Annotated in this window: 16 protein-coding genes; 6 read left to right on the plus strand and 10 right to left on the minus strand. The window is 66.8% G+C overall.

The window, feature by feature from the left end:
- Positions 1 to 40 precede the first annotated feature (40 nt).
- From DFR29_RS19535 to DFR29_RS19545, 3 genes are read right to left on the minus strand one after another with little or no spacing between them, the layout of a single operon-like run.
- Positions 41 to 1,573 carry a DHA2 family efflux MFS transporter permease subunit gene (locus tag DFR29_RS19535; RefSeq protein WP_208113658.1) on the minus strand — a complete coding sequence of 511 codons (1,533 nt, stop codon included), beginning with the start codon at positions 1,571 to 1,573 and terminating at the stop codon, positions 41 to 43.
- Positions 1,574 to 1,599: 26 nt separating this feature from the next.
- Entirely contained in the window at positions 1,600 to 2,706 is a 1,107-nt protein-coding gene (locus tag DFR29_RS19540) for an HlyD family secretion protein (protein WP_133820320.1), read from the minus strand.
- Between the two features lie 8 nt (positions 2,707 to 2,714).
- Positions 2,715 to 3,182, minus strand: a complete 468-nt coding sequence (locus DFR29_RS19545; protein WP_133820321.1) for a MarR family winged helix-turn-helix transcriptional regulator — start codon at positions 3,180 to 3,182, stop codon at positions 2,715 to 2,717.
- Between the two features lie 152 nt (positions 3,183 to 3,334).
- Between DFR29_RS19545 and DFR29_RS19550 the strand changes: the two genes are divergently transcribed.
- The 3 genes from DFR29_RS19550 (at position 3,335) to DFR29_RS19560 (ending at position 6,588) form a co-directional block, all read left to right on the plus strand.
- Positions 3,335 to 3,862 (plus strand): O-acetyl-ADP-ribose deacetylase, encoded by a 528-nt coding sequence (locus DFR29_RS19550; protein ID WP_133820322.1) that lies wholly within the window; start codon positions 3,335 to 3,337, stop codon positions 3,860 to 3,862.
- Positions 3,863 to 3,873: 11 nt separating this feature from the next.
- Positions 3,874 to 4,713 (plus strand): aminoglycoside phosphotransferase family protein, encoded by an 840-nt coding sequence (locus DFR29_RS19555; RefSeq protein ID WP_133820440.1) that lies wholly within the window; start codon positions 3,874 to 3,876, stop codon positions 4,711 to 4,713.
- A 111-nt stretch (positions 4,714 to 4,824) separates the two neighbouring features.
- Entirely contained in the window at positions 4,825 to 6,588 is a 1,764-nt protein-coding gene (locus tag DFR29_RS19560; RefSeq protein ID WP_166654215.1) for a peptide-N4-asparagine amidase, read from the plus strand.
- 394 nt (positions 6,589 to 6,982) lie between these two features.
- Here DFR29_RS19560 and DFR29_RS19565 read toward each other — a convergent pair whose 3' ends face one another.
- Entirely contained in the window at positions 6,983 to 7,993 is a 1,011-nt protein-coding gene (locus DFR29_RS19565) for a class I fructose-bisphosphate aldolase (RefSeq protein ID WP_133820324.1), read from the minus strand.
- A gap of 772 nt (positions 7,994 to 8,765) precedes the next feature.
- Between DFR29_RS19565 and DFR29_RS19570 the strand changes: the two genes are divergently transcribed.
- A complete protein-coding gene (locus tag DFR29_RS19570; RefSeq protein WP_133820325.1) occupies positions 8,766 to 10,313 on the plus strand; it encodes a vWA domain-containing protein in 1,548 nt (515 codons plus the stop codon).
- Between the two features lie 303 nt (positions 10,314 to 10,616).
- On the opposite strand, the gene DFR29_RS19575 is transcribed toward DFR29_RS19570, so the two are convergent.
- From DFR29_RS19575 to DFR29_RS19600, 6 genes are all read right to left on the minus strand, one after another.
- On the minus strand, positions 10,617 to 11,351 hold the full coding sequence (locus tag DFR29_RS19575; protein WP_208113659.1) for a DUF2959 family protein: 735 nt from the start codon (positions 11,349 to 11,351) through the stop codon (positions 10,617 to 10,619).
- A complete protein-coding gene (locus tag DFR29_RS19580) occupies positions 11,341 to 13,614 on the minus strand; it encodes a tetratricopeptide repeat protein (protein WP_133820327.1) in 2,274 nt (757 codons plus the stop codon). Before DFR29_RS19580 ends, DFR29_RS19575 begins: the two co-directional genes overlap by 11 nt.
- The gene (locus DFR29_RS19585) at positions 13,604 to 15,661 is read right to left on the minus strand and encodes a DUF3857 domain-containing protein (RefSeq protein WP_166654216.1); all 2,058 of its coding nucleotides are present in this window, start codon (positions 15,659 to 15,661) and stop codon (positions 13,604 to 13,606) included. Before DFR29_RS19585 ends, DFR29_RS19580 begins: the two co-directional genes overlap by 11 nt.
- Positions 15,662 to 15,802: 141 nt before the next feature.
- Positions 15,803 to 18,358, minus strand: a complete 2,556-nt coding sequence (locus DFR29_RS19590; RefSeq protein WP_133820329.1) for an alpha/beta hydrolase family protein — start codon at positions 18,356 to 18,358, stop codon at positions 15,803 to 15,805.
- A 115-nt stretch (positions 18,359 to 18,473) separates the two neighbouring features.
- Positions 18,474 to 19,553, minus strand: coding sequence for a GGDEF domain-containing protein (locus DFR29_RS19595; protein ID WP_133820330.1), 1,080 nt, complete (start codon positions 19,551 to 19,553; stop codon positions 18,474 to 18,476).
- Between the two features lie 66 nt (positions 19,554 to 19,619).
- A complete protein-coding gene (locus DFR29_RS19600) occupies positions 19,620 to 20,261 on the minus strand; it encodes an alpha/beta fold hydrolase (protein WP_133820331.1) in 642 nt (213 codons plus the stop codon).
- Between the two features lie 308 nt (positions 20,262 to 20,569).
- Here DFR29_RS19600 and DFR29_RS19605 point away from each other — a divergent pair, with 308 nt between their 5' ends.
- Complete coding sequence (locus DFR29_RS19605; RefSeq protein ID WP_133820332.1) at positions 20,570 to 21,259, plus strand: TetR/AcrR family transcriptional regulator; 690 nt, start codon at positions 20,570 to 20,572, stop codon at positions 21,257 to 21,259.
- A 22-nt stretch (positions 21,260 to 21,281) separates the two neighbouring features.
- Positions 21,282 to 22,277 carry an HlyD family secretion protein gene (locus tag DFR29_RS19610; protein ID WP_133820333.1) on the plus strand — a complete coding sequence of 332 codons (996 nt, stop codon included), beginning with the start codon at positions 21,282 to 21,284 and terminating at the stop codon, positions 22,275 to 22,277.
- The last annotated feature ends 2 nt before the right edge of the window (positions 22,278 to 22,279 follow it).

A 22,279-nucleotide genomic window follows, 5' to 3' on the forward strand; every position in this document is an offset into this window, starting at 1 on the left:
CCGCGACCATCCTACGCACCGGGCGTTGCCGGCGAGTGAATCAATGATCGATCGCTGCGGCGGCGGGGACCGGTGCAGCGTCGCGGCGCGGACGCCGGAACAACAGCAGCAACGGTATCGCAGCAACGGTCAGGATCATCATCAGCCAGAAGTCATTGAGGAAGGCAATTGCGGCAGCCTGACGGGAAACTTCGCCATTCAGTGCAGCCAGGCCGCCCACGGAGTGCAGATCGATGCCCGCCGGCAGCGGCGTATGACCGTAAGGCGTGATGCGCGAAGCAAGCTCCGCATGGTTGGTCTGGGTAGAGCGCGACAGCACTGTCATCACCAGCGAGATGCCGATGCTGGAGCCGAGGTTGCGGGTCAGGCTGAACATGCCGGCCGCTTCGGTGCGGCGCGGCCCGGGCAGCGTGGCATAGGCCATGGTCGATACCGGCACGAAGACCAGCCCCAGGCCCAGCCCCTGGATCACGCCGGCCCAGATCACCGGGCCGGACGGCATGTCGGCGCTGAAATGTGCCATTTGCCACAACGATACAACCGTCAGCATCAGGCCGGTGAAGATCAGTGCGCGCGCATCCACGCCGCGGGCAAGCAGACGCCCGACCAACAGCATCGCCACCAGCGTACCGACGCCGCGCGGCGCCATCAGCAGGCCGGTGGTCACCACCGGATAGCCCATCAGGCTCTGCAGATACGGCGGCAGCAAGGCCATGGTGGCGAACAGCACCACGCCGATCACGAAGATAAAGATATTGCCGGACAGGAAACTGCGGTCGCGCAGCAGGCCCAGATCGAGGAAGGGCCGCTCGGCCGTGCGCCAGTGCACCCAGTAGAGATAGAAGCCGAGGAAGGCAATGCCCGCTTCGAGCTGGATTTCCAGCGCGGAGAACCAGTCCTGCGATTCGCCACGATCCAGCATCAGCTGCAGGCCGCCGACGCCGGCGGCGAGCAGCAGAAAGCCGCGCCAGTCGAAGCGGTAGTCGTGCGCTTCGTCCGGCGGCACGCTGGCCAGCACGCCCATCAGCGCGGCGATGCCGATCGGCAGGTTGATCAGGAACACCCAGTGCCAGCTGTAGTGATCGGTCAGCCAGCCGCCCAGCGGCGGGCCGAGGATGGGGCCGATCATCACGCCCATGCCCCACATCGCCATGGCGGCGCCGTGCTTTTCCTTGGGGAATACGTCGAGCAGGGTGGACTGGGAAATCGGCACCAGCGCTGCACCGAACAGGCCCTGCAATACGCGGAACCCGACCATCTGGCCTATGTCGCCGGCCACGGCGCAGAGCATCGAGGCAATCGTGAAGCCGCCGATGGCAAACGCCAGCAGGCGGCGGCGGCCCAGCTTGGCAGCCAGCCAGCCGGTCGCCGGCGTGGCGATGGCCGCAGCGACGATGTAGGAGGTCAGCACCCAGGACACCTGGTCCTGGGTGGCCGACAGCGAGCCCTGCATGTCCGGCAGGGCGACGTTGGCGATGGTGGTGTCGATCACCTGCATCAGCGTCGCCAGCATGATGGAGGCCACCAGCAGCGGCAGATTGGAGACCTGGCGATGACTTGTTGCAGCACTCATTGCACTTTATCCAATGTGGATTCGTATCAGCGGCTGGCGACCGGTGCCTCGGCGTTGTGGCCGCCGAAGAAGTGCGAATAGCGTGCGCGTTCGGCACCGGTGTCGATCTCGACCTCGGCGCTCATGCCGGCGCGCAGGGTCGGCGCGCCCTCGGCAGGTTCCAGCGCCAGGCGCACCGGAATGCGCTGCACGATCTTGACCCAGTTGCCAGTGGCGTTCTGCGCCGGAAGCACGGCGAACTGCGCGCCCGAGGCCGGGCTGATCGAGGCCACCCTGGCCTTCCAGTGCTTGCCCGGATAGGTGTCGATCGCTATTTCGGCAGACTGGCCGACGCTGACATTGGTCAGGTCGGTTTCCTTGAAATTGGCTTCCACCCACAGTGTCGCAGTGGCTACCAGCGGCATCGCCGGCTGACCGACACTGAGGAATTCGCCGACCTGCAGATCGGTCTTGCCGATCACGCCGTCGACCGGAGCGCGTACCTCAGCGTGGGACAGATCGAGCTTGGCCTGGGCCAGCTGCGCCATCGCCAGCTTGTAGCCCGGCAGCGATTCGTTGCTCGCGCTGGGCAGGCCGCCCAGGGTGCTCTGCGCCTTGGCCACGGCGGCGGAATTCGAATCGCGCTTGCCGCGCGTACTGGCCACGGTATTGGCTGCATCGTCCAGCGCCTGCTGCGCGACCAGGCCGCGCTTGCGCAGATCCTGCACGCGCGTGTACTGCTGCTGGGCGTGTTCCATGTCGGCCTGGGCCGAACGCAGATCGGCCTCGGCACCGCGGTAGCCGTTGCGCGCACCGTCGAGCAGGCTGCGCACGGAATCGGCCTGCGCTTCCAGGCGCGCCACGGCAATCTGCAGCGGCTCCTGGTCGATGCGGAACAGCAGTTCGCCGGCCTTGACCGGCTGGTTCTCGCGCACCAGCACTTCCACTACGCGGCCGCCGATCTGCGGCGAGATGGTGATCTGGTCGGCCTGTACATAGGCGTTGTCGGTGCCGACAAAGCGGCCACCGGTGAAATACAGCCAGCCGGCCACGCCCAGCACCAGGGCCGGACCGGCAATCCATAGCAAGGTGTTGGAGCGCTTGCGCGGCGCGGCGGGCGCGGCGTTCGCAGAAGTTTCGGTCTTGGCAGTCATGGCGTGGCTCAGTCTGGGTTGCTGTTCTTGGGAGAGGTTTCTTCGAGCGCGAGCAGGTTCTGCTTCATGCGGTCGAGGGTGGCGATGCAGGCGATCAGCTCGGCGTCGGCAATGCCGGCCAGGGCGTCGTCGCGCAGGCCGCTGGCGATGATTTCCATGTCGTCGAGCACGCCGTGCGCCTTGTCCGTGGTGTGCAGGCGCCAGACGCGGCGGTCGGCGGGGTCGGCACGGCGCTCGACGAAGCCGGCCTGCTGCAGGCGATCGATCACGCGGCCGACCGGGATGGGTTCCATCTCCAGAAGCTCGGCCAGCGCCTTCTGGCTGATGCCTTCGTGGCGGTGAATGCTCTTGATGGCGCGCCACTGGGCTCGGGTCAGGCCCAGCGGCCCGGCGCGGCGGTCGAAATGCTTGCGCAGCAGCCGCGTCACATCCAGCAGCGGGTAGGCGAAGTTGGCACGGGGATCGGGGCTATTCATGACTGCCGCATACATTATTGCCTAGGCAGGTATTTATCAATACCGGCCAGTTCAGTAATGCCCCCGACCAAGGTCTAGGCGCGGCGGCGCCGCCAGTGCACCATCGCCCCAGCGCCGCCAGGCGCAGGAACAGGGCAATACCGGAGTACCCGATGCAGATCGCCATGGAAGCCATCGAAGCCGACATCACCACCCTGGCCATGGACGCCATCGTCAATGCCGCCAGCCAGAGCCTCAGCGGCGGGGGCGGCGTGGACGGCGCCATCCACCGCGCCGCGGGGCCGGGCCTGATGGACGAATGCCGCGCCCTGCCGATGATCCACCCCTATGTGCGCTGCCCCACCGGCGAGGCCGTCATCACCCGCGGCTACCGCCTGCCGGCGCGGCATGTCATCCACACGGTAGGACCGGTCTGGTACGGCGGCAGCAAGGGCGAGCCGGCCCTGCTGGCCGCCTGCTATCGCAACAGCCTGAACCTGGCGCAGGAACACGGCCTGGCCAGCATCGCCTTCCCCGCCATCAGCTGCGGCATTTTCGGCTATCCGCTGGACCAGGCCGTCGCCATTGCCGTAGCGGCGGCGCGCTGCGCCGAGGCCGAACCCGGCTCGCTGCAGCGCATCGTGTTCTGCTGTTTCGGCAAGGCCGCTCTGAACGCGTACCGCGAGGCACTGGCCGCTTGAACACCGGCACGCTGAGCCGCCGCCCCATCCTGCCCGTACGCTGGAAGCTGCAGGCCGCCGAACTGCTTGCCGATACGCCGACCAGCCGGGTATGGAAGGTGCTGCGCGAAGACGGCCGCCCGGCCGTGCTCAAGGCGCTCAAACCGCTGGGCGTGGAAGACGAGTTACGCGGCAAATACCTGCTGCGCTGGCGCCAGGGTTTCGGCCTGATACGCCTGTTGCGCGCCGCCGGGCCGAACTTGTTGCTGGAATATGCCGGCGAACGGCCGTTGAGTGCGGTGATCGCCAGCGACGGCGACAGCGCCGCAACCGAAATCGCGGCCGATGTGCTGGCGCGCCTCATGGCGCCCAGTACACGACCGCTGCCGGCCGAGCTGCAGCCGCTGCGCGAACGCTTCCAGCCGCTGTTCGACAAAGCGCAGATCGACCGCGATGCGGGCCGGAACAGCCACTACCCCGCCGCCGCGGCGATTGCCCAGCGCCTGCTGGACAGCCCGGTGGCCCACTGCCCCCTGCATGGCGACCTGCATCACGACAACATCTACTACGGCCGCCGCGGCTGGTTGGCGATCGACCCCAAGGGACTGGTCGGCGACCCGGGCTTCGATGCGGCCAACCTGTTCTTCAATCCGCTGGAGCGCACCGATCTCTGCCTGGACCACGCGCGTATCGCCTTCATGGCCGTCACCTTCGGCGCCACGCTGAAGCAATCGCCGCGGCTGATGCTCGATCACGCCATCGCCTACGGCGCGCTGTCGGCGGCCTGGCATGCGGGCGATGCCAACGCCATCGACGAAGCGCGCGAACTGTCCGTCGTCGCTGCCGTGAGCGAAGTGGCGGCGCATTTCTAGCCAGGGCCTGCGCCTGCGGCCTGTGCAAAGCGGCAAAACATACGCATGCGCACTTTTCTGCACATGCTACTTTTACCGCTTCAGGGGAAGTCCAACGATACGGAGACAACCATGCCCTATGCCCTTGCCCTGCGCCGCGGCGCGATTTGCCTGCCTTGGCTGCTGCTGGCGGCGGCCGGCGCCGCCCAGGCAGATCCGCCGGAAGTCGGATCGCGCGGCGCCGTCGTCGCCGACCCGGTGATTCCGCCCCCCGCCGGCACGCCGTGCGTGGTGCAGCTGTACAGCGACGAAGTGTTCAACGACTTTTCCCTGCACGACTTTACCTACGCGCCACCGCCGAACTGTCCCGGACCGTACGCGAAGATCGTGCTGCAGGCCGATTTTTCCGTCACGACCGGGCGCCAGTTCGACCGCACGGCGAACATCTGGATCGGCAGCGTCAACCTGTACTTCGGCACCACCCAGGAACCTTCGGCCGCGGTGGCGCCGAGCTGGCGCATCGAACGTGACATCAGCGACTACGCCAGCCTGCTCGCCACGGCCAGCAGCGGCAAGATCGATCTGGGAAATGTGGTAAACGATACGTATACCGGCATCATCCATGGCAGCGGGCAGATCCTGTTTTATCCCGCCGCAGCGAACTGGCCGGCACCGCCGCGGCGGCCCGACCTGGTCCTGCCGCTGAGCAGCGGCACGCTCGGCGGTGCAACCGACATTCGCGGCGACGGCGAATTTTCCAAGACGCTGACCTTGCCGCGTAACAGCGAGCGCATCTTCCTCGACGTGATTGCCCAGAGCCAGGGCGACGACGAGTTCTGGATCACCTGCGTACCCGACGACCTGGGCGAACAGCTGCAATCCTGCGGCCATACCGCGTTTCGCGAAACCCAGGTGCGTATCGACGGCGAGCCGGCCGGCGTCGCGCCGGTCTATCCCTGGCTGTATACGGGGGCGATCGATCCCGGCGTATGGCGGCCCATTCCCGGCGTGCAGACCCTGGCGTTCGAACCCTGGCGCGTCGATCTGACGCCGTTCGCCGCCAAGCTCAACGACGGCCAGTTGCATACCATTGCCCTCAGCGTATTCAATGCGGGCGAACGCTTCTCGATGGCGGCCAATCTGCTGGTCTACCGCGATGCGGGCAAAGCGATCGTCGGCGGTGCGTTGACCGAAAACACCCTGGCGCAGAACCCGACGCCGCACGTCAGCAGCACGGTCAGCGGCCCCGACGACAATATCGTGGCCAGCGTGACCGTGACCTCGGACCGGCAGCACGTGCTCAGCGGCTATGTCGACACGTCGCGCGGCCGCGTCACCACCACGATCACGCAGCGCGTCGAATTCGAGAACGCGCAGGCGTTTGTCGTTTCCGAACCGCTGTACAGCCAGAAAATCGACCAGTCCACGCGCGTAAGTACCGAAACGCGCATAGCAGCAGGTGGCCGCACTCAGGCCCTCAACGACGAGCGCGTGCTGTTGCTGGAGGTTGCCTATCGCTATGAAGCACTGAACGTCGGCGCCAAACAGGTGACATCCGCGAAACAGCGTTTCGGCCGCACCGTGCAAGCCGGCACTGTCGGTTTTCCGCTACGCCAGGCGGAGCTGGCCAACAGCATCGACAACGCCGGCGAGCTGCTGTTCGCCGCCGACGGTTCGCTCGCGGCGCGCACCAGCCAGCGCGGCATGCAGGACTATGCCTACAAGGACCCGTTCGGCGCCTGCTATCACCGCGTACTGCGTGCCGAAGCCGGCGCGATCAGCGCGGTGGCAAACGGCGGCGGCTGCCCCGGCGAGGAAAACCGCCTGCCCTGGTTCGACGCGTTCGACAACTACGCGTCGAGCATCTTCGGCGCCACGATACAGCTGCTGCCGTGACCGCAGGGTGCGATGAGCGCCCGCGAATTGCGCCGCCGGGTCTTGCGGCGCGAACCGCCACGAATTCCCGGCGGTGCAATTCGCTACGCTCATCGCACCCTACACAGGCACGGTGCAGCTGACGCACGTCCAGCTCGCGCAGGACACGACTCGGGCAGGGCGCGCCCCGGGTCGGGCGCGATGAGCGCAAGCAAATTGCGCCCTGCGACCATGCATCATGCAAAAACTACATCGCCGCTTTCGCCACAAATAAAAAACGCCGGCACGATGCCGGCGTCTTGCTTTTCCTTTCTCGTCCTGGCGCAGCTGGCGCCTGGCGATTTCCCCTGCCCCCGCCAACAGCCGGGGGCGCGGGTTCGGAACGTGCGCTGCGGTCAGGCCACAGCGGTTCCGATCAGGCCGATTTCTTCCACTGGCCCAGCGCAGCCAGGCCGTTTTCCCGTGCACGCTGCGCCACAGTCTTCTGCGCATCGGCGAAGTTCTTGCCCATGTCCTGCGACCACAGCTTCAACGCCGCCGACTGCATGGCACGGCCGTAGGAGAAGCTCAGCGGCCAGGGGTGCGGGCCCATCTGGTTCATTGCATTCAGATGCGCCGTCGCTGCTTCGTCGGACTGGCCGCCGGAGAGGAAGACGATGCCCGGCAGCGACGCCGGCACGCTGGCCTTGAGGCAGCGCACAGTCATCTCGGCGACTTCCTCGACGCTGGCCTGTTCCGGGCAGTCCTTGCCGGAGACAACCATGCTGGCTTTGAGGATGGCGCCTTCCAGCATGACATTCTGCTCGTACAGCGAAGCGAACAGCGAACGCAGGGTGACTTCGGTCACGTCATAGCAGACGTCGATATCGTGCGAGCCGTCCATCAGCACTTCCGGCTCCACCATCGGTACGATGCCGGCTTCCTGGCACAGCGCGGCATAGCGCGCCAGCGCGTGGCAATTGGCTTCGATGCAGGTCGAGCTGGGCATGTCGTCGCCGATGGTGATCACGGCGCGCCACTTGGCGAACTTGGCACCGAGACTGGCGTATTCCTTGAGTCGGTCGCGCAGACCGTCGAGACCTTCGGTGACCACTTCGCCCGGGAAGCCGGCCAGCGCGTGCGGCCCCTTGTCCACCTTGATGCCGGGCAGGATGCCGCGGTCGAGCATGATCTTGGTGAACGGCACGCCGGCCTGGCTGGACTGGCGCAGGGTTTCGTCGTACAGGATGGCGCCTGAAATGTGATCGGACAGATTCGGTGCGGTCAGCAGCAGCTCGCGGTAGGCGCGGCGGGTATCTTCCGTGCACTCGATGCCGACACCGTCGAAACGCTTCTTGATCGTGGTGTTGGATTCGTCGATCGCGATGATGCCCTTGCCCGGGGCGACCATCGCCTGGGCAATGCTTTCCAGCTGTTCGATGCTCATGGATGACTCCGTGGGATTGAATCCGGGACGCAAGGCTAGCCTGCGTGGCGACCGACCGGCGGTCGCGGGCCGCGGATTATAGGCCAGAAGCCCGCCCGCTGCCCGTCCCCGGCCTGGAGCGTACTTGGCTGTATGTCCAGCGCTCGACACCAGACCAGCGGCAACGTCGGCCCAGCCTCGGCCCATGCCGCTGCGGCGGCCTGCCAGGCCCAGCAGCGACAGGGCCAGGCGACCCACGACGGTCGCCTCGTCGCGGCATGGTTCCGGCGCGAGCCTGTCCGGGAGCCATCGCAGCCACGAACGACGCGGCAGCCGAAAGGTCGTGACCCCACACGGCGCCGCCGTCACGGTGGGACAACCCGGCCCGGCGGCTGCACTGCCAGGGCTGGAAGGAGCGCGCAAAAGCGCAGCCATCGGCTTTCTTCGCCAACCAGATTACCGGCGACCGCGAAAAATCCGATCCACGGCCGCCAGGGAATAGCTATTTCTCTTTATAAACAAAGATACTTAGTTGCAGTACCAAGCTGATCCTTGTCCGCACGGCACAGCAACCACCGCCGCCCGCCATGGAAGCGCGCCGGCCTGTCTTACCCACTGGCCACTCGATCCTTGGCGATAAGAACACGAGAAATTTATCTCGCTTCGGCAGATGACCAAATTCCGCCACCCGCCCAGAAATCCACCCAACAATCTGTTTACAAAAGAAAAAACAGGAAGCCAGTCGCCTTGGCACAACCATTGCCCTGTCCCTCCCGCCAACACGGAGAACGACATGGCCAATTTCCAGCTGTTCCAAAGCCAGCGCGGCAAGCAAGTCCCCGCCGCCAATGCCCGCAACGAGGCCGGCGGCCTCGCCTACCAGCGCACGCCGCAGGGCGCACTGGCGCTGTACGCGGCGACGGGTTGCCTCAACGGCACCATCTACGCCGATGCGCAGACGCAACTGGAAAAGGTGCTGGAGCTCTGCGGCAAGGTACCGGCCGAGTTCATCGCCAAGACCGCGGTCTATGCGCGCCAGCGCGGCCATATGAAAGACATGCCGGCATTGTTGCTGGCCTGGCTGGCGCAGCATGACGGCGCGCTGTGCGTCCAGGTGTTCGAGCGCGTGGTCGACAACGGCCGCATGCTGCGCAACTTCGTCCAGATCGTCCGCAGCGGCACGATCGGGCGCAAGTCGCTGGGTTCGCGGCCCAAGCGGCTGGTGAAGCAATGGCTGGAGCGGGCCGACGTCAACCAGATCCTGCATGCGGCCATAGGTCAGCAGCCGTCCCTGGCCGACATCGTGCGCATGGTCCACCCCAAGCCCGCCGATGCGCAGCGCGAGGCCTTGTACGCCTGGTTGATCGGCAAGCCGCATGACGCCGCCAACCTGCCGGAACTGGTACAGCGTTTCGAGGCGTTCAAGCGCGGCGAGGGGCAAGGTGAAGTACCGGAGCTGAATTTCCAGTACCTGACCGCGCTGCCGCTGGATACGCAGCAGTGGAAGGCCATCGCCCGGCGCGCCTCGTGGCAGACCAAGCGCATGAACCTCAATACCTTCCTGCGCCACGGCGTGTTCGGCGACGCGGCATTGACCAAGGAGATTGCAGCCGGCCTGAGCGATGCGGCACAGGTGCGCAAGGCGCGTGTATTCCCGTACCAGTTGCTCGGCGCGTGGAATGCGGCCAGCGCGGACATGCCGCAGGCAATCCGCGACGCGTTGCAGGATGCGATGGAAATCGCGACCGAGAATACGCCGGCCTTGCCGGGCAATGTGGTGGTCGCGATCGACGTATCGGGTTCCATGCACTCGCCCGTGACCGGGCATCGCAAAGGCGCCACCTCGGCCTTGCGTTGCGTCGACGTAGCCGCCCTCGTGGCAGCCTGCATCAAGCGGCGCAATCCGGCCGCCCGCATCCTGCCGTTCGACACGGAAGTGCGCAGCACGGTGATCAATGCGCGCGACAGCGTGATCACCCAGGCCAGGCAATTGGCCGCGCTGTGTGGCGGTGGAACGCGGGTCAGCGCACCGGTGCAGAAGTTGAACCAGGAAGGTGCGCGCGTCGACACGCTGGTGATCGTCTCGGACAACGAGTCCTGGGCCGATACCCGGCGCGGCAACGGCACCGCGACAATGCGCGAGTGGCACGCGCTGAAGGTGCGCTGCCCGAACGCCAAGCTGGTCTGCATCGACTTGCAGCCGTATGCGACCAGCCAGACCGGGACCAGCGCCGATGTACTGCACATCGCTGGCTTCAGCGACGCCGTATTCGACCTGCTGGCCGATGCGGCGAATGGCGAGCGCGACTGGCTGCAGCGCATCGCAGCCGTGAAGTTGTAGACCGCAAAAGCGCCGCGGCGGGATTTCCCGTCGCGGCATGACTACCCACTACATGGCGATCGATGGATATCGCCGCACGATTTCGTTTCGCAGCGAATGCCCGGTGGAACTACACCCTCTGAAGGTCCAGGTCGCGGGTTCGATTCCCGCCGTCCCCGCCATTATGGGGACGTAGCTCAGCGGTAGAGCAGGAAAATACGTTTCACCACCTCTTGTCGCTGCACTTTTTCGCAGGGCAGCACGGCCGGCATGGGCGGCTGCCCTGCACTATTTCAAGCGCTTACAGCGAATTTTTCCGCCGATTCAATTCCCCTCGACCCGAAACTCCTTCAGGAACCGGTCTGCCTCGGCCGTCGCCTTCTGCACATCGCGCTGCAGATTGGCCGCGTCGGCCTGCAGCCGCGGCAGTTCGTCCTTGATCGCGCCTATCGCGGCGGCATTGAGGTTGTGCTTGAGGTAGAGCACCTGGTCGCCCAGCACCTTCAGCGCGGGCTGGAAGCTGGCCTGGGCGCGGCGCATGGCCTGGTCCAGCGTGCGGTAGCGGCTGCGCGTGCGTTCCAGCTGCGCCTTGGACTTGGCGCGCAGGCTGGCATCGCTGTACTGGGCCAGCTCGCCTTCCCATTCCTTGAACAGCGCGTCGGCGACCGACTCCACCGCCGCCACACGTTCGCCAAAGGCCTGCGCGCGTGCGCTGGCTTCGTCGTGGCTGGCCTTGAGCTTGAGATAGACCGATTCCAGCTCGCCGGCCTCCACGCTGACCACGGCACGGAACGCCGTCAGTGCATCGACATAGGCCTGCTCTGCCTCGCCCTGGGAATCGCGTGCTGCATCGACCCGATCCAGCAGCAGTTCGCGCTTGGCGATGCCAATCTTTTCCAGTGCGCCGAAATAAGCGCTCTGGCAGCCGGTCAGCAGTGCGACGGCAACCACGAACAGCAGCACCGCTACCGTGCCGGCCCTGACGCCACGCCAGCGCTTGCGCGAACCGACAAAAAGGCAATTTCCATTTTTCTGCACATATGCGTCGCTAGATTCCACTGCCCGCCTCCCGCTTGCCATTGCGATACTGCTCCAGCCGTCGCTGCAGTTGCTTGACCAGTTCCGCCGAAACGGACTTGCGTGCCTCGAACAGACGATTGGCACGTTCCTGGGTTGCCACCGCCGCCTTGAAATCGCCGGCCGCCGCTTCGCAGGCGGCCAGGGTGTCGACATAGTGCGCCGGCGCAGATTCATCCGCCGTGAGGGGACGGATCGCGGCCAGGCCAGCCGACGCATCGAGCAAGGCCTCATCGGCAGGAGTACATACCGCCCAGGCGAAGTTGTTGGCCGTCTCGGCATGAGGGCCGGTCGCAAGCAAGGTTGCCCACAACTTGCGCGCGGCCTTGGGCTGCGGCGCCGTCGCCAGTCCGTACCACTGCGCCGTCGCCAGGGCATTGCCCGCTTCCTTGCTGCCTGCCGCATAGGCCTTGCGCAGCAACTCCATCGCCTCGGGCGACTGCTGTTGCGTACCGGCCGATCCAATCAGCATCTTGGCCAGGGACAGCTGCGATTCGACCACGCCCTTTTGCGCGTCACCACGCAGCAGTGACTCGGCCTTGGGCTTGTCCTGCGGTACGTCCCTGGCGCCGGCATACAGCAGTTCCGCCCAGGCGCGGCGTGCGACGGCACTGTCGTGGTCCTGCACGATGGCGGCGTACAGGATGGCCGCCTGTGCCGGTCCACCGTTCAGGCCCTCGACGTCGCGCTCGTACAGCCCGGCCAGCGCCGTGCCGCCCTGCTCATCGCCGGCCACTACCGCGCTGAGCAGCCAGCCCTGGGCATGCAGCAGCGTGGCCAGGTCGTCGCCCTGCTCAAGATAGTCCTGACCGACAACCGTGCTGGACATGGCCTCCCCGCCATGGGCGGCAAGCTTGAGCCATTTCAGGCCGAGCACCTTGTCCTGCTTGACGCCGGCCAGGCCGAAGTAATGCACGGACCCGACCGAGCGCTGGGCTGCCGCCATTCCGCTTTCCGCGGCGCGGCCGAACCACAGCGATGCCTGGGCGCCGTCGGTGCGCGCGAAGAAGTGCCTGGCGTAGAGGTTCTGCGCGATCGGCATGCCGGCCTCCGCCGCGCTGATCGTACGTCGCAGATGCACGCCTTGCAGAACGCCGCCGTTGCGGTCCGCCGCCCGTGCGGCAAGCATCACGGCAACCTTGGCATTGCCTTCCGCAGCGGCTTTTTCCAGGTCTTTTTCGACCAGGGCCCACGCCGACTTGCGCCCGGACAGTTCGCCCAGCACGCCGAACAGCAGACTGCCCTGGGCCTGTCCCAGGCGCTGGTCGGCCTGCTCGACCAGCGCTTTCGCCGCCTTGGCATGGCTGCCGCGCTTGCCTTCGTCGCCCAGGTACAGGAAGGCCAGCGTGACCAGCGCCATGGCGTACCGTTTTTCCGCCAGCGGCAACAGTGCATCGATCGCCTGGCCGCGGCATGTCGAGGCAAGCTTCTCGCAGATCATCGCCAGCGTCATGGCAGGCATCAGATGGCCTGCCGCGGCGTTGCGCTGCAAATTGCCCATCATCGCCTTGAGCGTGGCTTCATCTTCCGAACCCAGCAGATGCAGCTGAGCCAGCGGCGCGTCGGGCGAATTAGTGACTGCCGCATCGCGCCAGGCCTTCACTACTTCGCGGCGAAAGTAGGGAAACTCGGCCTGTGGATTTTCGCGCTGCAATTGCACGTACGCGTCGAGGTAGTCGAATTGCAGCAGCGTCTCGCGGGCATCTTTCGCGTCCCACAGCCCCAGCGTGTAGACCAGATAGCGCCCGCCGTCGTAAGGCTCGTAAATCTCATAGAGGACTTCACGGCCGGTGGCGAAGACGACTGCCTCGGCATCGGACAGGCTGAGGATCCGCACCGGAACGATGCCCTGTTTCAGCGCACGGCCCGCCAGTGCATGTGCCAGCAGTGCCTCGAAACGTTCGCCGCGGCTTTGCGCCAGCGCCTCGTCGCCATCAGACCGCGCGCATTCCTGCGCCGCATACCACAGGCCCAGTCCGACCGGATTGACCTGCAGCGCCGTGGCGATTGCCGCGGCCTTGGCGCGACAGCCATCGGCGATGGCAGCACCGTCGGCGGTCTGGATTTCGCCGATCAGCGCATAGGTCGCGTAGATCGCATCCGCATCGCCCTTGGCGAACAGCTCGCGCCAGTCGGCGTCGATGTCGTTGCCGGCCTGCGCTGCCGGCACGGCCAGCGCCAGCACGGCGCCGGCAAGCGCCCGGCACAGGCGAGAAGCGAGCCAGCCTGTACGCTCAGTTTTCATTTTTTTCCTTTGTTGCTTTCTTGTTGTCGTTCATCACATCGCGCAACAGATCGTTCATGCGCGCCTTGCGCGCCTTGTCGGCCTCGGCCGGGGGCAGGCTGAACACCCAGCGCTGCAGGTTCTGTTCGCGCGCCTGCCGGCGCCAGTCCAGATGCGCGTTCATGCGCTCGACGCCGACGCTGGCTTCCCGCGCCACGAAGCTCTCTTCGGAAAACACGCTGCCTTTTTCCTCGCCGGAACGGTAGCGATACGTCGCCGCTGCATCGTCCAGTTTGCGCTGCGCCGTCGCGCCGCTCCAGCGCCAGCCTGCAGGCAGCTCCAGTTCGATGCGGTGGCTGATCTCGCTGGGAAAGCTCAGCGCCAGCGGCGTCTGCCGCCGCAGGCTCTCGGGCAGGGACAGCGCGCCGCCGATGCTGTCGGCGCTCAGGTCCAGCGCGCGCCGGCCGGAAGTGCTTTGCGTCCAGGGCTTGACGATGCGATAGCTTTCGCTGACGACCAGGCTGTTGCTGCCCTCGTCGTCGTCCACTTTCAGCGCTTGCGCCACTTCCAGCCCGGCGAAGCGGCGGCGATAGAAATCCGCATAGCGCCGCCCCAGCTGTTCGCTGCCGGCAGCGCGCAGATCGCGCCGCAGGCTATTGGCGGCGATGCCGGAATACTCCGAACGCACGCTCATCGCCAGCGCCTCGCCGCCTGCCTCGGCGACATAGCGTTCCAGCACGCGCGAGCGGCTGGCGTTGTCCGGATTGCGCGCCAGCGGCACCAGCGCGCGGGTATCCGCAGCGATCGGCAGGGCAAAGCCGAAATCGCCGATTTCCTGCGCCGCCGCAGGGCCGCGCTGGCCGACCTGGGTCGGGTCCAGCCACAGCAGCTGCCTGCCGTTGCGCACCTGCACGATGACATGGTCGAACGCACTCGCCGCCGCAGGTGTGTCGGCAACCCGCTTGCCGCTGCCGGCGCTGACCAGGGCCGGATAGGCCTCGATCTCCATCGCCGCCAGCAGGGTGACCAGCAAGCGCGACTTGTCCTTGCAGTCGCCGCGGCGGCGATTCCAGACGTCCGCCGGCTCGGCCGGCTTGTGCGTGTTATCGCCGATCTCCACGCCGAAATAACGCACTTCTTCCTGCACCGCCAGCAAGGCAGCGGCGATGCGCGCCGGCACATCGGGCAGCGCGCGCCACTGTGCAATGCGCTGTTGCAAGTCCTGCGACAGCGGCTGTGCCGGCGGATACAGGCCACGCGCCCAGGCCGCCACATCGGCCCAGCTGCGCTGCTCGCTCACCATCACGTAGGGATACGGAAAAAACCAGGCCGGGTTGCGATCTTCCGGCACCACGGCGGCGACTGCATCGGCGCGGTAGCGCCAGGCCAGATAGCGCGCCGTGCGCTCCACCTGGGCCGGCGCGACACGCGCGTCGCGGTATTCCTGCGGCTGCGCATCCGCATCGAACAGCACGCGCAGCTGGCGCGCGAGCAGCGGCGTGGTCAGCGCAAACGTGCCGCCGACATGATCCAGCCCGGCCATGATCGGGTTGTGCCCTGCGACGGTGTAGCGCACGCGCACCAGGTCGCCCAGGCGCAGATCGTCCAGCACGATCAGGGCCGACACCGAGCCCATGGCCATGTCGCGCTCGAATTCGGTCTCGCGCCGCCCCAGCGTGATCGCATCGGGCTTGAGCCGCGGCAGCCATTCGCCGGCGCGACGCAGGCTGATTTCGTGAATAGTCAGGGTTTCGAATTCCGGGTTGTAGTCGATTTCCACCTTGCCTGCTTCGGTCAGCAGCGACGGCGACGTCGCTTCATAGACATGGTCGAAATAGCGCCGCCGTTCGCCGCCAAAGCGCGCGTACTGGCTGTCGAGCAGCCAGGTGCGCCAGCGCATGCCCTCACTGGCTAGGCGCTTTTCGTCCCAGGCCGGCGCGACACTGTGCAGCTCCACCCAGTCGGCCGCCGGCCCGGTGAAGAAGTGGAATTCGCCGCGCTGGTGCTTCTGTACCGGTTCGGCGGCCAAGCCGTCCGCCGCCACGAGCAGCAGCAAGAGCGCAAGCACGCGCCAGACCCCTCGGACAATCCCGGTATTCACCATGTCCATCGAACATCCTCGCTAGCCTGGTAGTCACGAGCAGCCGCGCTCGTGTTGTTTCTTTATTGCTTTTGATGCATATGCTGCAAGTCCGCACACCTGCCGGCACTAAGGCGCGGCGGCCGCCGGCCTGGCCGCCAGGCATTCGCGCAGGAAACCGTCGCTGGCGGCATACATGGCCAGCAGATCGTTGCGCCGCGACAGGGAATGATCGGCACCCGGCAGCGGCAGGAAAGCCGGTGCGTTGCCGCTGGCCGCCAGCAGGTTGCGCAGACGCCAGGCGTGTTCGAAGGACACACGCATGTCCTCGGTGCCGTGGATCAGCAGCAGCGGACGCTTCAGGCGCTGATACTGATATACCGGCGAAAACTCGCGCAGCTGCGCCATCTGCGTATCCGGATCGCCGACGATCTTCTTCATCGTGGCGGCTACTTTCTCGCTGCGCGACCAGTCGCTGGAACTGAATTTCAGCGGCAGGTCGGTCACTGCCGCCACCGCCACGCCGCAGCGGTATTTGTCCGGCTGGCTGATCAGGCCCATCAGGGTCGAATAGCCGCCATAGCTGGCACCCCACAGCGCGACCCGCTCGCGATCCAGCGCAAAGTGGCTCAAGGCATGCTCTACCGCCAGGTCGACATCCGCTTCGATCTCGCGCCCCCACTTGCCATGACCGGCCTCTTCGAAGGCGCGTCCTGCGCCGCCGGAACCACGATAGTTCACCCGCAGCACCGCAAAACCGCTGCTGGCCAGCAGTTGCACGCTGGGATCGAAATCCAGCGTATCGCTGACTCCGATCGGACCGCCGTGTGGCATCACCACCAGCGGCGCCTTGGCAACACCAGCCGGCAAGGTCAGGAAGCCCTGCACATTGAGGCCGTCGGCGGTCTTTACGCTGAACGCGCTGGACGCCACCGGCTTGGCCTGCTTGTACGGGTCCATCGTGTCGAGCAGCTTTTCCAGCGTGCGCTTGTCGCGGTCGAACAGGTAGAACGAACCGACACTGGTCTCCGACCTGACCAGCAGCAAAAGGCGGCGGCCGTCACGGCTGTCGTCGGCCACCACCACATTGCTGCCGGGAAACTGCTTGGCCACGCCGGCCAGCTGGGCATCGTCCTCGGCCGCGAAGTAGCGCGTCTGCAAGGTACCGTTGCGGTAATAGCGTGCACCGATCACCGCGCCGTCGCGCGTACGCCGATATGCGCCGACCATGTCGGCGCCGGGTTCGGCGGCAATGGTTTCGCCCAGCGTGCCGCTGTCGAGATTCAACTTGACCATTTCCACTTGTTCGCGCTCGGCATCGGTCAGCACGATCAGATGCGTGCCGTCGGGGCTCAGGGCAATCGGCGTGAGCTGGATGTTTTCCGGTAGCGACGGCCGCTGCTGCCATTTGCCGTCCGCCTCGCGCACGGCCAGTGCCAGGCTGCCGCCTTCGCCACCGACAAGGGCCGCGCGCAGCTGGCCCTGGGCATCGCTGAAGATGTCGCTGATCTTGTCCAGTCCCTTGTCCAGGCGCCGCTCGCTGCGGAAGTCTTTTACTTCGTAGTTCCTGCTGTTTTCGTCGAAGGCGAATACATGCACCTCGCCCGCACTGTCGGCACGCACCAGCAAGCCGCGCGAATCGTTGTTCAGGCCGTTCATGACGCCGACGAAACCCGGAATACGCACGCGGCTGAATTTCTTCGCATCCAGCGGCCCCGTGCCCAGGCGCACCAGTTCCACGCCGTCCTGCATGGCCAGCGGCACGCCCATGGACTTGCCCTTGATGTCGGCCAGTATCCGCGTCATGTCGACCGCCATGCCGACGTACAGTGCGCGGTCGCTGGCCCAGACCAGTTGATCCACCGTGCCGGCAACGCCGAGCACATCGACGCTTTCGCCGCTGGCCAGATCGACCACCACAGCCACTTCACCATCCTTGCGCCGCTCCTTGAACGCGAGCAGGTCGCCGGCGGGATTCAGCGCCGGCCACAGCGCCCGAGCCGGTGCGTACAGCTCTTCGAACAGCGCGCTGAATTTCTCGTCGACCTGGCCGGCACGGGTTTTCTTCGCATCCGCTTCGGCCGATGCAAGCAGCGCTGCGGTCTTGTCCGGCGTGAACTTGTCGCCGGCAAATTGCGCGAACGGGTCTGGCGCGCCCACATCGCTGCGCCAGGGATGCGCACCGCGCACGCCGGGGAAATTCGTATCCAGCGCCATCATTGCCTGCAGCGCGCGATTGGAGCGGAAGAACGTGCCGCTGTACCGCCCGCTGGCCTTGAGGATGAAATTGCCCGGATAGTTGATCGCGCCGGCTTCGATGGCGAATTCGCGATCGGCGCCGCGTTTCAGGTTCCAGCGCACGTTGCCGGCGCTGACACCAGACCAGCGATAGCGGCCGGCCTTGGCGCGCAGCAGGCGCACATTGCGTCCGGCACCCAGCCCGCGCACCAGGTCGTCGCCGAGCAGGCCGGGACCGTCCAGCAGCAGCGAATGAGCCTGCGCGGCGTTGTCGGCGATCAGCAGCAGCCAGCCTTCGTCGGCCGCCAGCGCCTTGTCCGTATCCGCCGCGTGCAGCGGCGCCATGGCCAGCAGCAGTACCAGCATCGGCAGCCACGGCCACGAGAATTTCGCCGCACTGGCCCACAGCGCGTTTGCAGCCCTGGCTGCGCCCTGTTTGGTAAACATCGATTTCCCCTGTCGATGCGCGCCGGTCACGGCACGCCGCGAGAACCTTATCGTAACTGCGCGGCAACGGTGATCAGTTGGCCATACGCTGCCGAACTACGCCACGCGGTGTCGCTCAGGCCGTCGCGACGACCTGGTTGCGGCCCTTGCCCTTGGCCTTGTACAGGCACTGGTCGGCCGCCTTGAGCACTTCGCTGGCAGCACGGCGCTGCGGATTGCGCGGCGCGACGCCGATGCTGGCGGTCACCTGTACCGTGGTTTCGCTTTTCCTGGCCGGCTTCGCTGCGGCCTTGTCGGCCTTTGCCGCCGGTTTGCGCGGCAGCGCGACGCGCAGGTTTTCTATCGCCAGGCGTGCGTCTTCGCAGGCCTGCCTGGCCAGCTCAGGCCGGCGGAACAGCAGGCAGAACTCTTCGCCGCCAAAGCGGAAGGCATGCGCTGCCGACGTCTGCGCCAGGCTGCGCGCCACCGCAACCAGTACGCGGTCGCCGGCATCGTGGCCGTACTTGTCGTTGAACTGCTTGAAGTGATCCACGTCGACCATGGCCAGGGCGTAGTCGCCGGAAAGGCGCGCCAGGGTTTCGTCCAGGGCGCGGCGATTGGGCAGGCCGGTCAGTGCATCGAGAAACGCCAGGCGCCAGGACGAATACACCACGCCCAGGCCGGTCGCTGCCGCACTGACCAGCAGCCAATGGCGCAGTTCCAGTCCAGCCAGCTGGATCCAGCCGAACGACGCAGCGAGCAAGGCCAGGGCCAGTGCCGCATCCAGCGGCCTGCGCTGCCAGGCCCACTGGGCAGCGGCAATCGCACAGGCGAGCAGGCTCAGAACCAGGGCAATCCGGCCCGGCCGCGCCGCCAGCCGTCCCAGCGGCAGCACATGCTCGAAGCCGCGCCAGACATGCTCCGGCGCCATCACGCACAACCAGGCGGCCAGGCCCAGCAGCACGGCAAATGCCAGCATGCGGCGCGAACGCAGCGGCGGCTCCGGCAACAGCAGCGCCAGCAGCCAGAACCAGGGCAGGAACATCACGCTGGCAGACGCGGCGCGGCTGCCGGCAATCTGTTCCGGTGGCAGCGTCAGCGCCGCCACGGCCAGCGTCGTCGACGCCAGCAGCAACGCGGCGCGATGGCGCCGGAACGCCAAGGCCAGGGCCAGCGCGAGCAGGCACAGAAGAGGAGCGAAATCGAACGAAGTCATAGGCGGCGATAGCGGCGAAGGCGGAGCTTGGCAGATCGTCGCAGCGACGGGAATGTCCGCTTCGCTTCAGCGCGCAACGGTGTTGGCGAGGAACGCGGCAATCGCGGCAAGAGCCGCCTCTGGCGCAACCTGCAAGAGGAAATGCGGAGCCGCGATGCGCACCAAGTGCAGGTCCGGACGCAGCGCCGCGATGCGTCGCGCCGAGCGCGCCGGCACGATGCAATCCGCGCTGGCCTGCAGGTACAGCAGCGGACAGCGCACGCCGGACAACGCCTCGCGCCAGGCCACGCGCAAGGCGGCACGCAGACGTTCGCGCAGCACCGGCTGCGGCACCTGGTGCAATGTCGCGTGCAGGCGCGCCGACCACGCCGGCGTAGCCCAGCGCCCGAACGTGGCGGCAGCGCACAGCCACGGCGGCAGGCCATGCAAGGGCAAGCCGCGCAGCAGCGGCGCCAGCGGGCGCAACCAGAGCAGCGGCGAATCGGCAAAGGTTGCGCACAGCACCAGTGCGCGCGGCGCCACGGCGGCTTGTGCGACCAGGGCGACGCCCAGTGGACCGGCGAACGATTCGGCCAGCAAGACCGTGTCCGCGTCGACAGTCACGCGCGCCGCGAGCTGCTCCAGCAAAGTCGTATAGCCGGCGACCGGCTCGCTCGGATAGGCAATGACCTCGACCGGCACCAGTTGCTGCAACAGCGCGGCAAACACGGCTGCAGCAAGTCGCCGGTGCCGTCCAGGCCCGGCAGCAGCACAAATCGGGGCATGGCGGGCTGCGTGGACACGGCAGCCGATTCTGCCACCAGCCCCGCACGCCTACGCGCGCCGCGACCGAATACCGCGGCCACTGTCTGCCGCAGGGTGCGATGAGCGCAGCGAATTGCACCGTCGCGGCCTGCAGGCAAGCCGCCGTTGCCAGGCGAGCTCGCGGTGCAATTCGCATTCGCTCATCGCACCCTACGAAGGTCTCGAGGCCGCGCGATTGAAATTAAATTGATCATCAATTAAATTTCGCTCCCATGAGCCGCCCTCCCGCTTCCCCGCCGCGCCGCCGTGGCCGCCCCGCCGCCCATTCCGGCCCTGGCAGCGCCGCCGACGTGCGCGCACAGCTGCTGCAGTCGGCGCTGCAACTGTTTGCCGAACAGGGCATCGCCGCCACACCGCTGTCGCAGATCGCCCGCAAGGCGCAGGTGACGCCGGCCCTGCTGCATTACTACTTCGGCTCCAAGGAAAAACTGGTCGAGGCGCTGGTCGAGGAACACCTGCTGCCGCTGTCGGCGCAGCTGGGGCTGGGCCTGGCCAGCGGCCCGCGCACTCTGCGCGAGGCGATAGAAGCCCTGGTCGGCAACATCATGGACCTGCTCGGCGCCAACCCCTGGTTCCCGCAACTGTGGGTGCGCGAGGTACTGCACGAAGGCGGCCAGCTGCGCCATTACCTGGTGCAGCGCATGGCGCCTGCGCTAGCGCTGAAGGTGCGCGACCTGGTCGCCGCCGCCCAGGCCCGCGGCGAAATCAATGCCGACATCGAGCCGCGCCTGTTCATGGTCTCGCTGATCGGGCTCACCGTATTCCCGTTCGCCGCGCAGCCGGTCTGGCGCGCGATCTACCCCGCCGACGACATCACCCCGCAAACCCTGCGCAAGCACGTGCTGGCGCTGCTGCTGCACGGGCTGGAACCGCGCAGCCCAAGCACTGCCCCCATCGCCTGAACCCCCTGCCCGGACTGCCGCCATGTCCACTCTGAGATTATTTTTCATTCTCTCTTTTGCCGCACTGCTAGGCGCCTGCAACCGCAGCAACGCGCCACCGCCGCTGCTGGGCACGCTGGAATGGGACCGCATCGCAGTACAGGCCGAAGCGGCCGAACCGGTGATCGCGATCGCCGTCAAGGAAGGCGACCGGGTCGAAGCCGGCGCGCTGCTGCTGCAGCTGGACCCGCGCCGCAGCGACGCCCAGCTGGCCCAGGCCCAGGCCGAACTGGTGCGCAGCCAGGCCGCCCAGGCCGAACTGCAGCACGGCGCGCGCAGCGAAACCCTGGCGGCCAGCCGCGCCGATCTGGCCCGCGCCGAAGTCAGTCGCAGCGACGCCCAGCGCGAACGCGAACGCGCCGCGGAAATCCGCCGCCAGGGCCTGATCGCCCAGGCCGAACTGGACCGGCGCGACACCGCATTGAAATCCGCCCGCGCCGAAGTCGCCGCCGCCCAGGCACATGTGCTGGAACTGACCAACGGCACCCGCCCGGAACAGCTCGACCAGGCCGACGCCAGCGTCGCCGCCGCCCAGGCCAAGGTCGACGAACTGCGCCTCACGCGCGAACGCCTGGACGTACGCGCACCGCAGGCCGGCCGCGCCGACGCCCTGCCGTACAAGCTCGGCGACCAGCCGGCGCGCGGCGCCAGCGTGGTCTCGCTGCTCTGCGGTACAGCGCCGTATGCACGCCTGTTCGTACCGGCGCCGCGGCGCAGCGCGCTGCAGCCTGGGCAGGTGCTGACCGTGCAGATCGCCGGCATCGCCCAGCCGTATTCGGCGCATGTACGCGCCGTGCGCAGCGAGGCCTCGTTCACGCCCTACTACGCCCTCAGCGGCGACGATGCCAACCGGCTGTCGTACCGCGCCGAACTGCTGCTCGACGGCTGCGCCGGCAGCGATTGCAGCCAGGCGATCGCGCTGCAGGATCTGCCCGCTGGCCTGCCGCTCAGCGCCGAGGTGCAGGGCCATGGCCAGTGACA

Origin of the sequence: Tahibacter aquaticus (assembly GCF_004363655.1) — a bacterium.
Lineage (GTDB): Bacteria > Pseudomonadota > Gammaproteobacteria > Xanthomonadales > Rhodanobacteraceae > Tahibacter > Tahibacter aquaticus.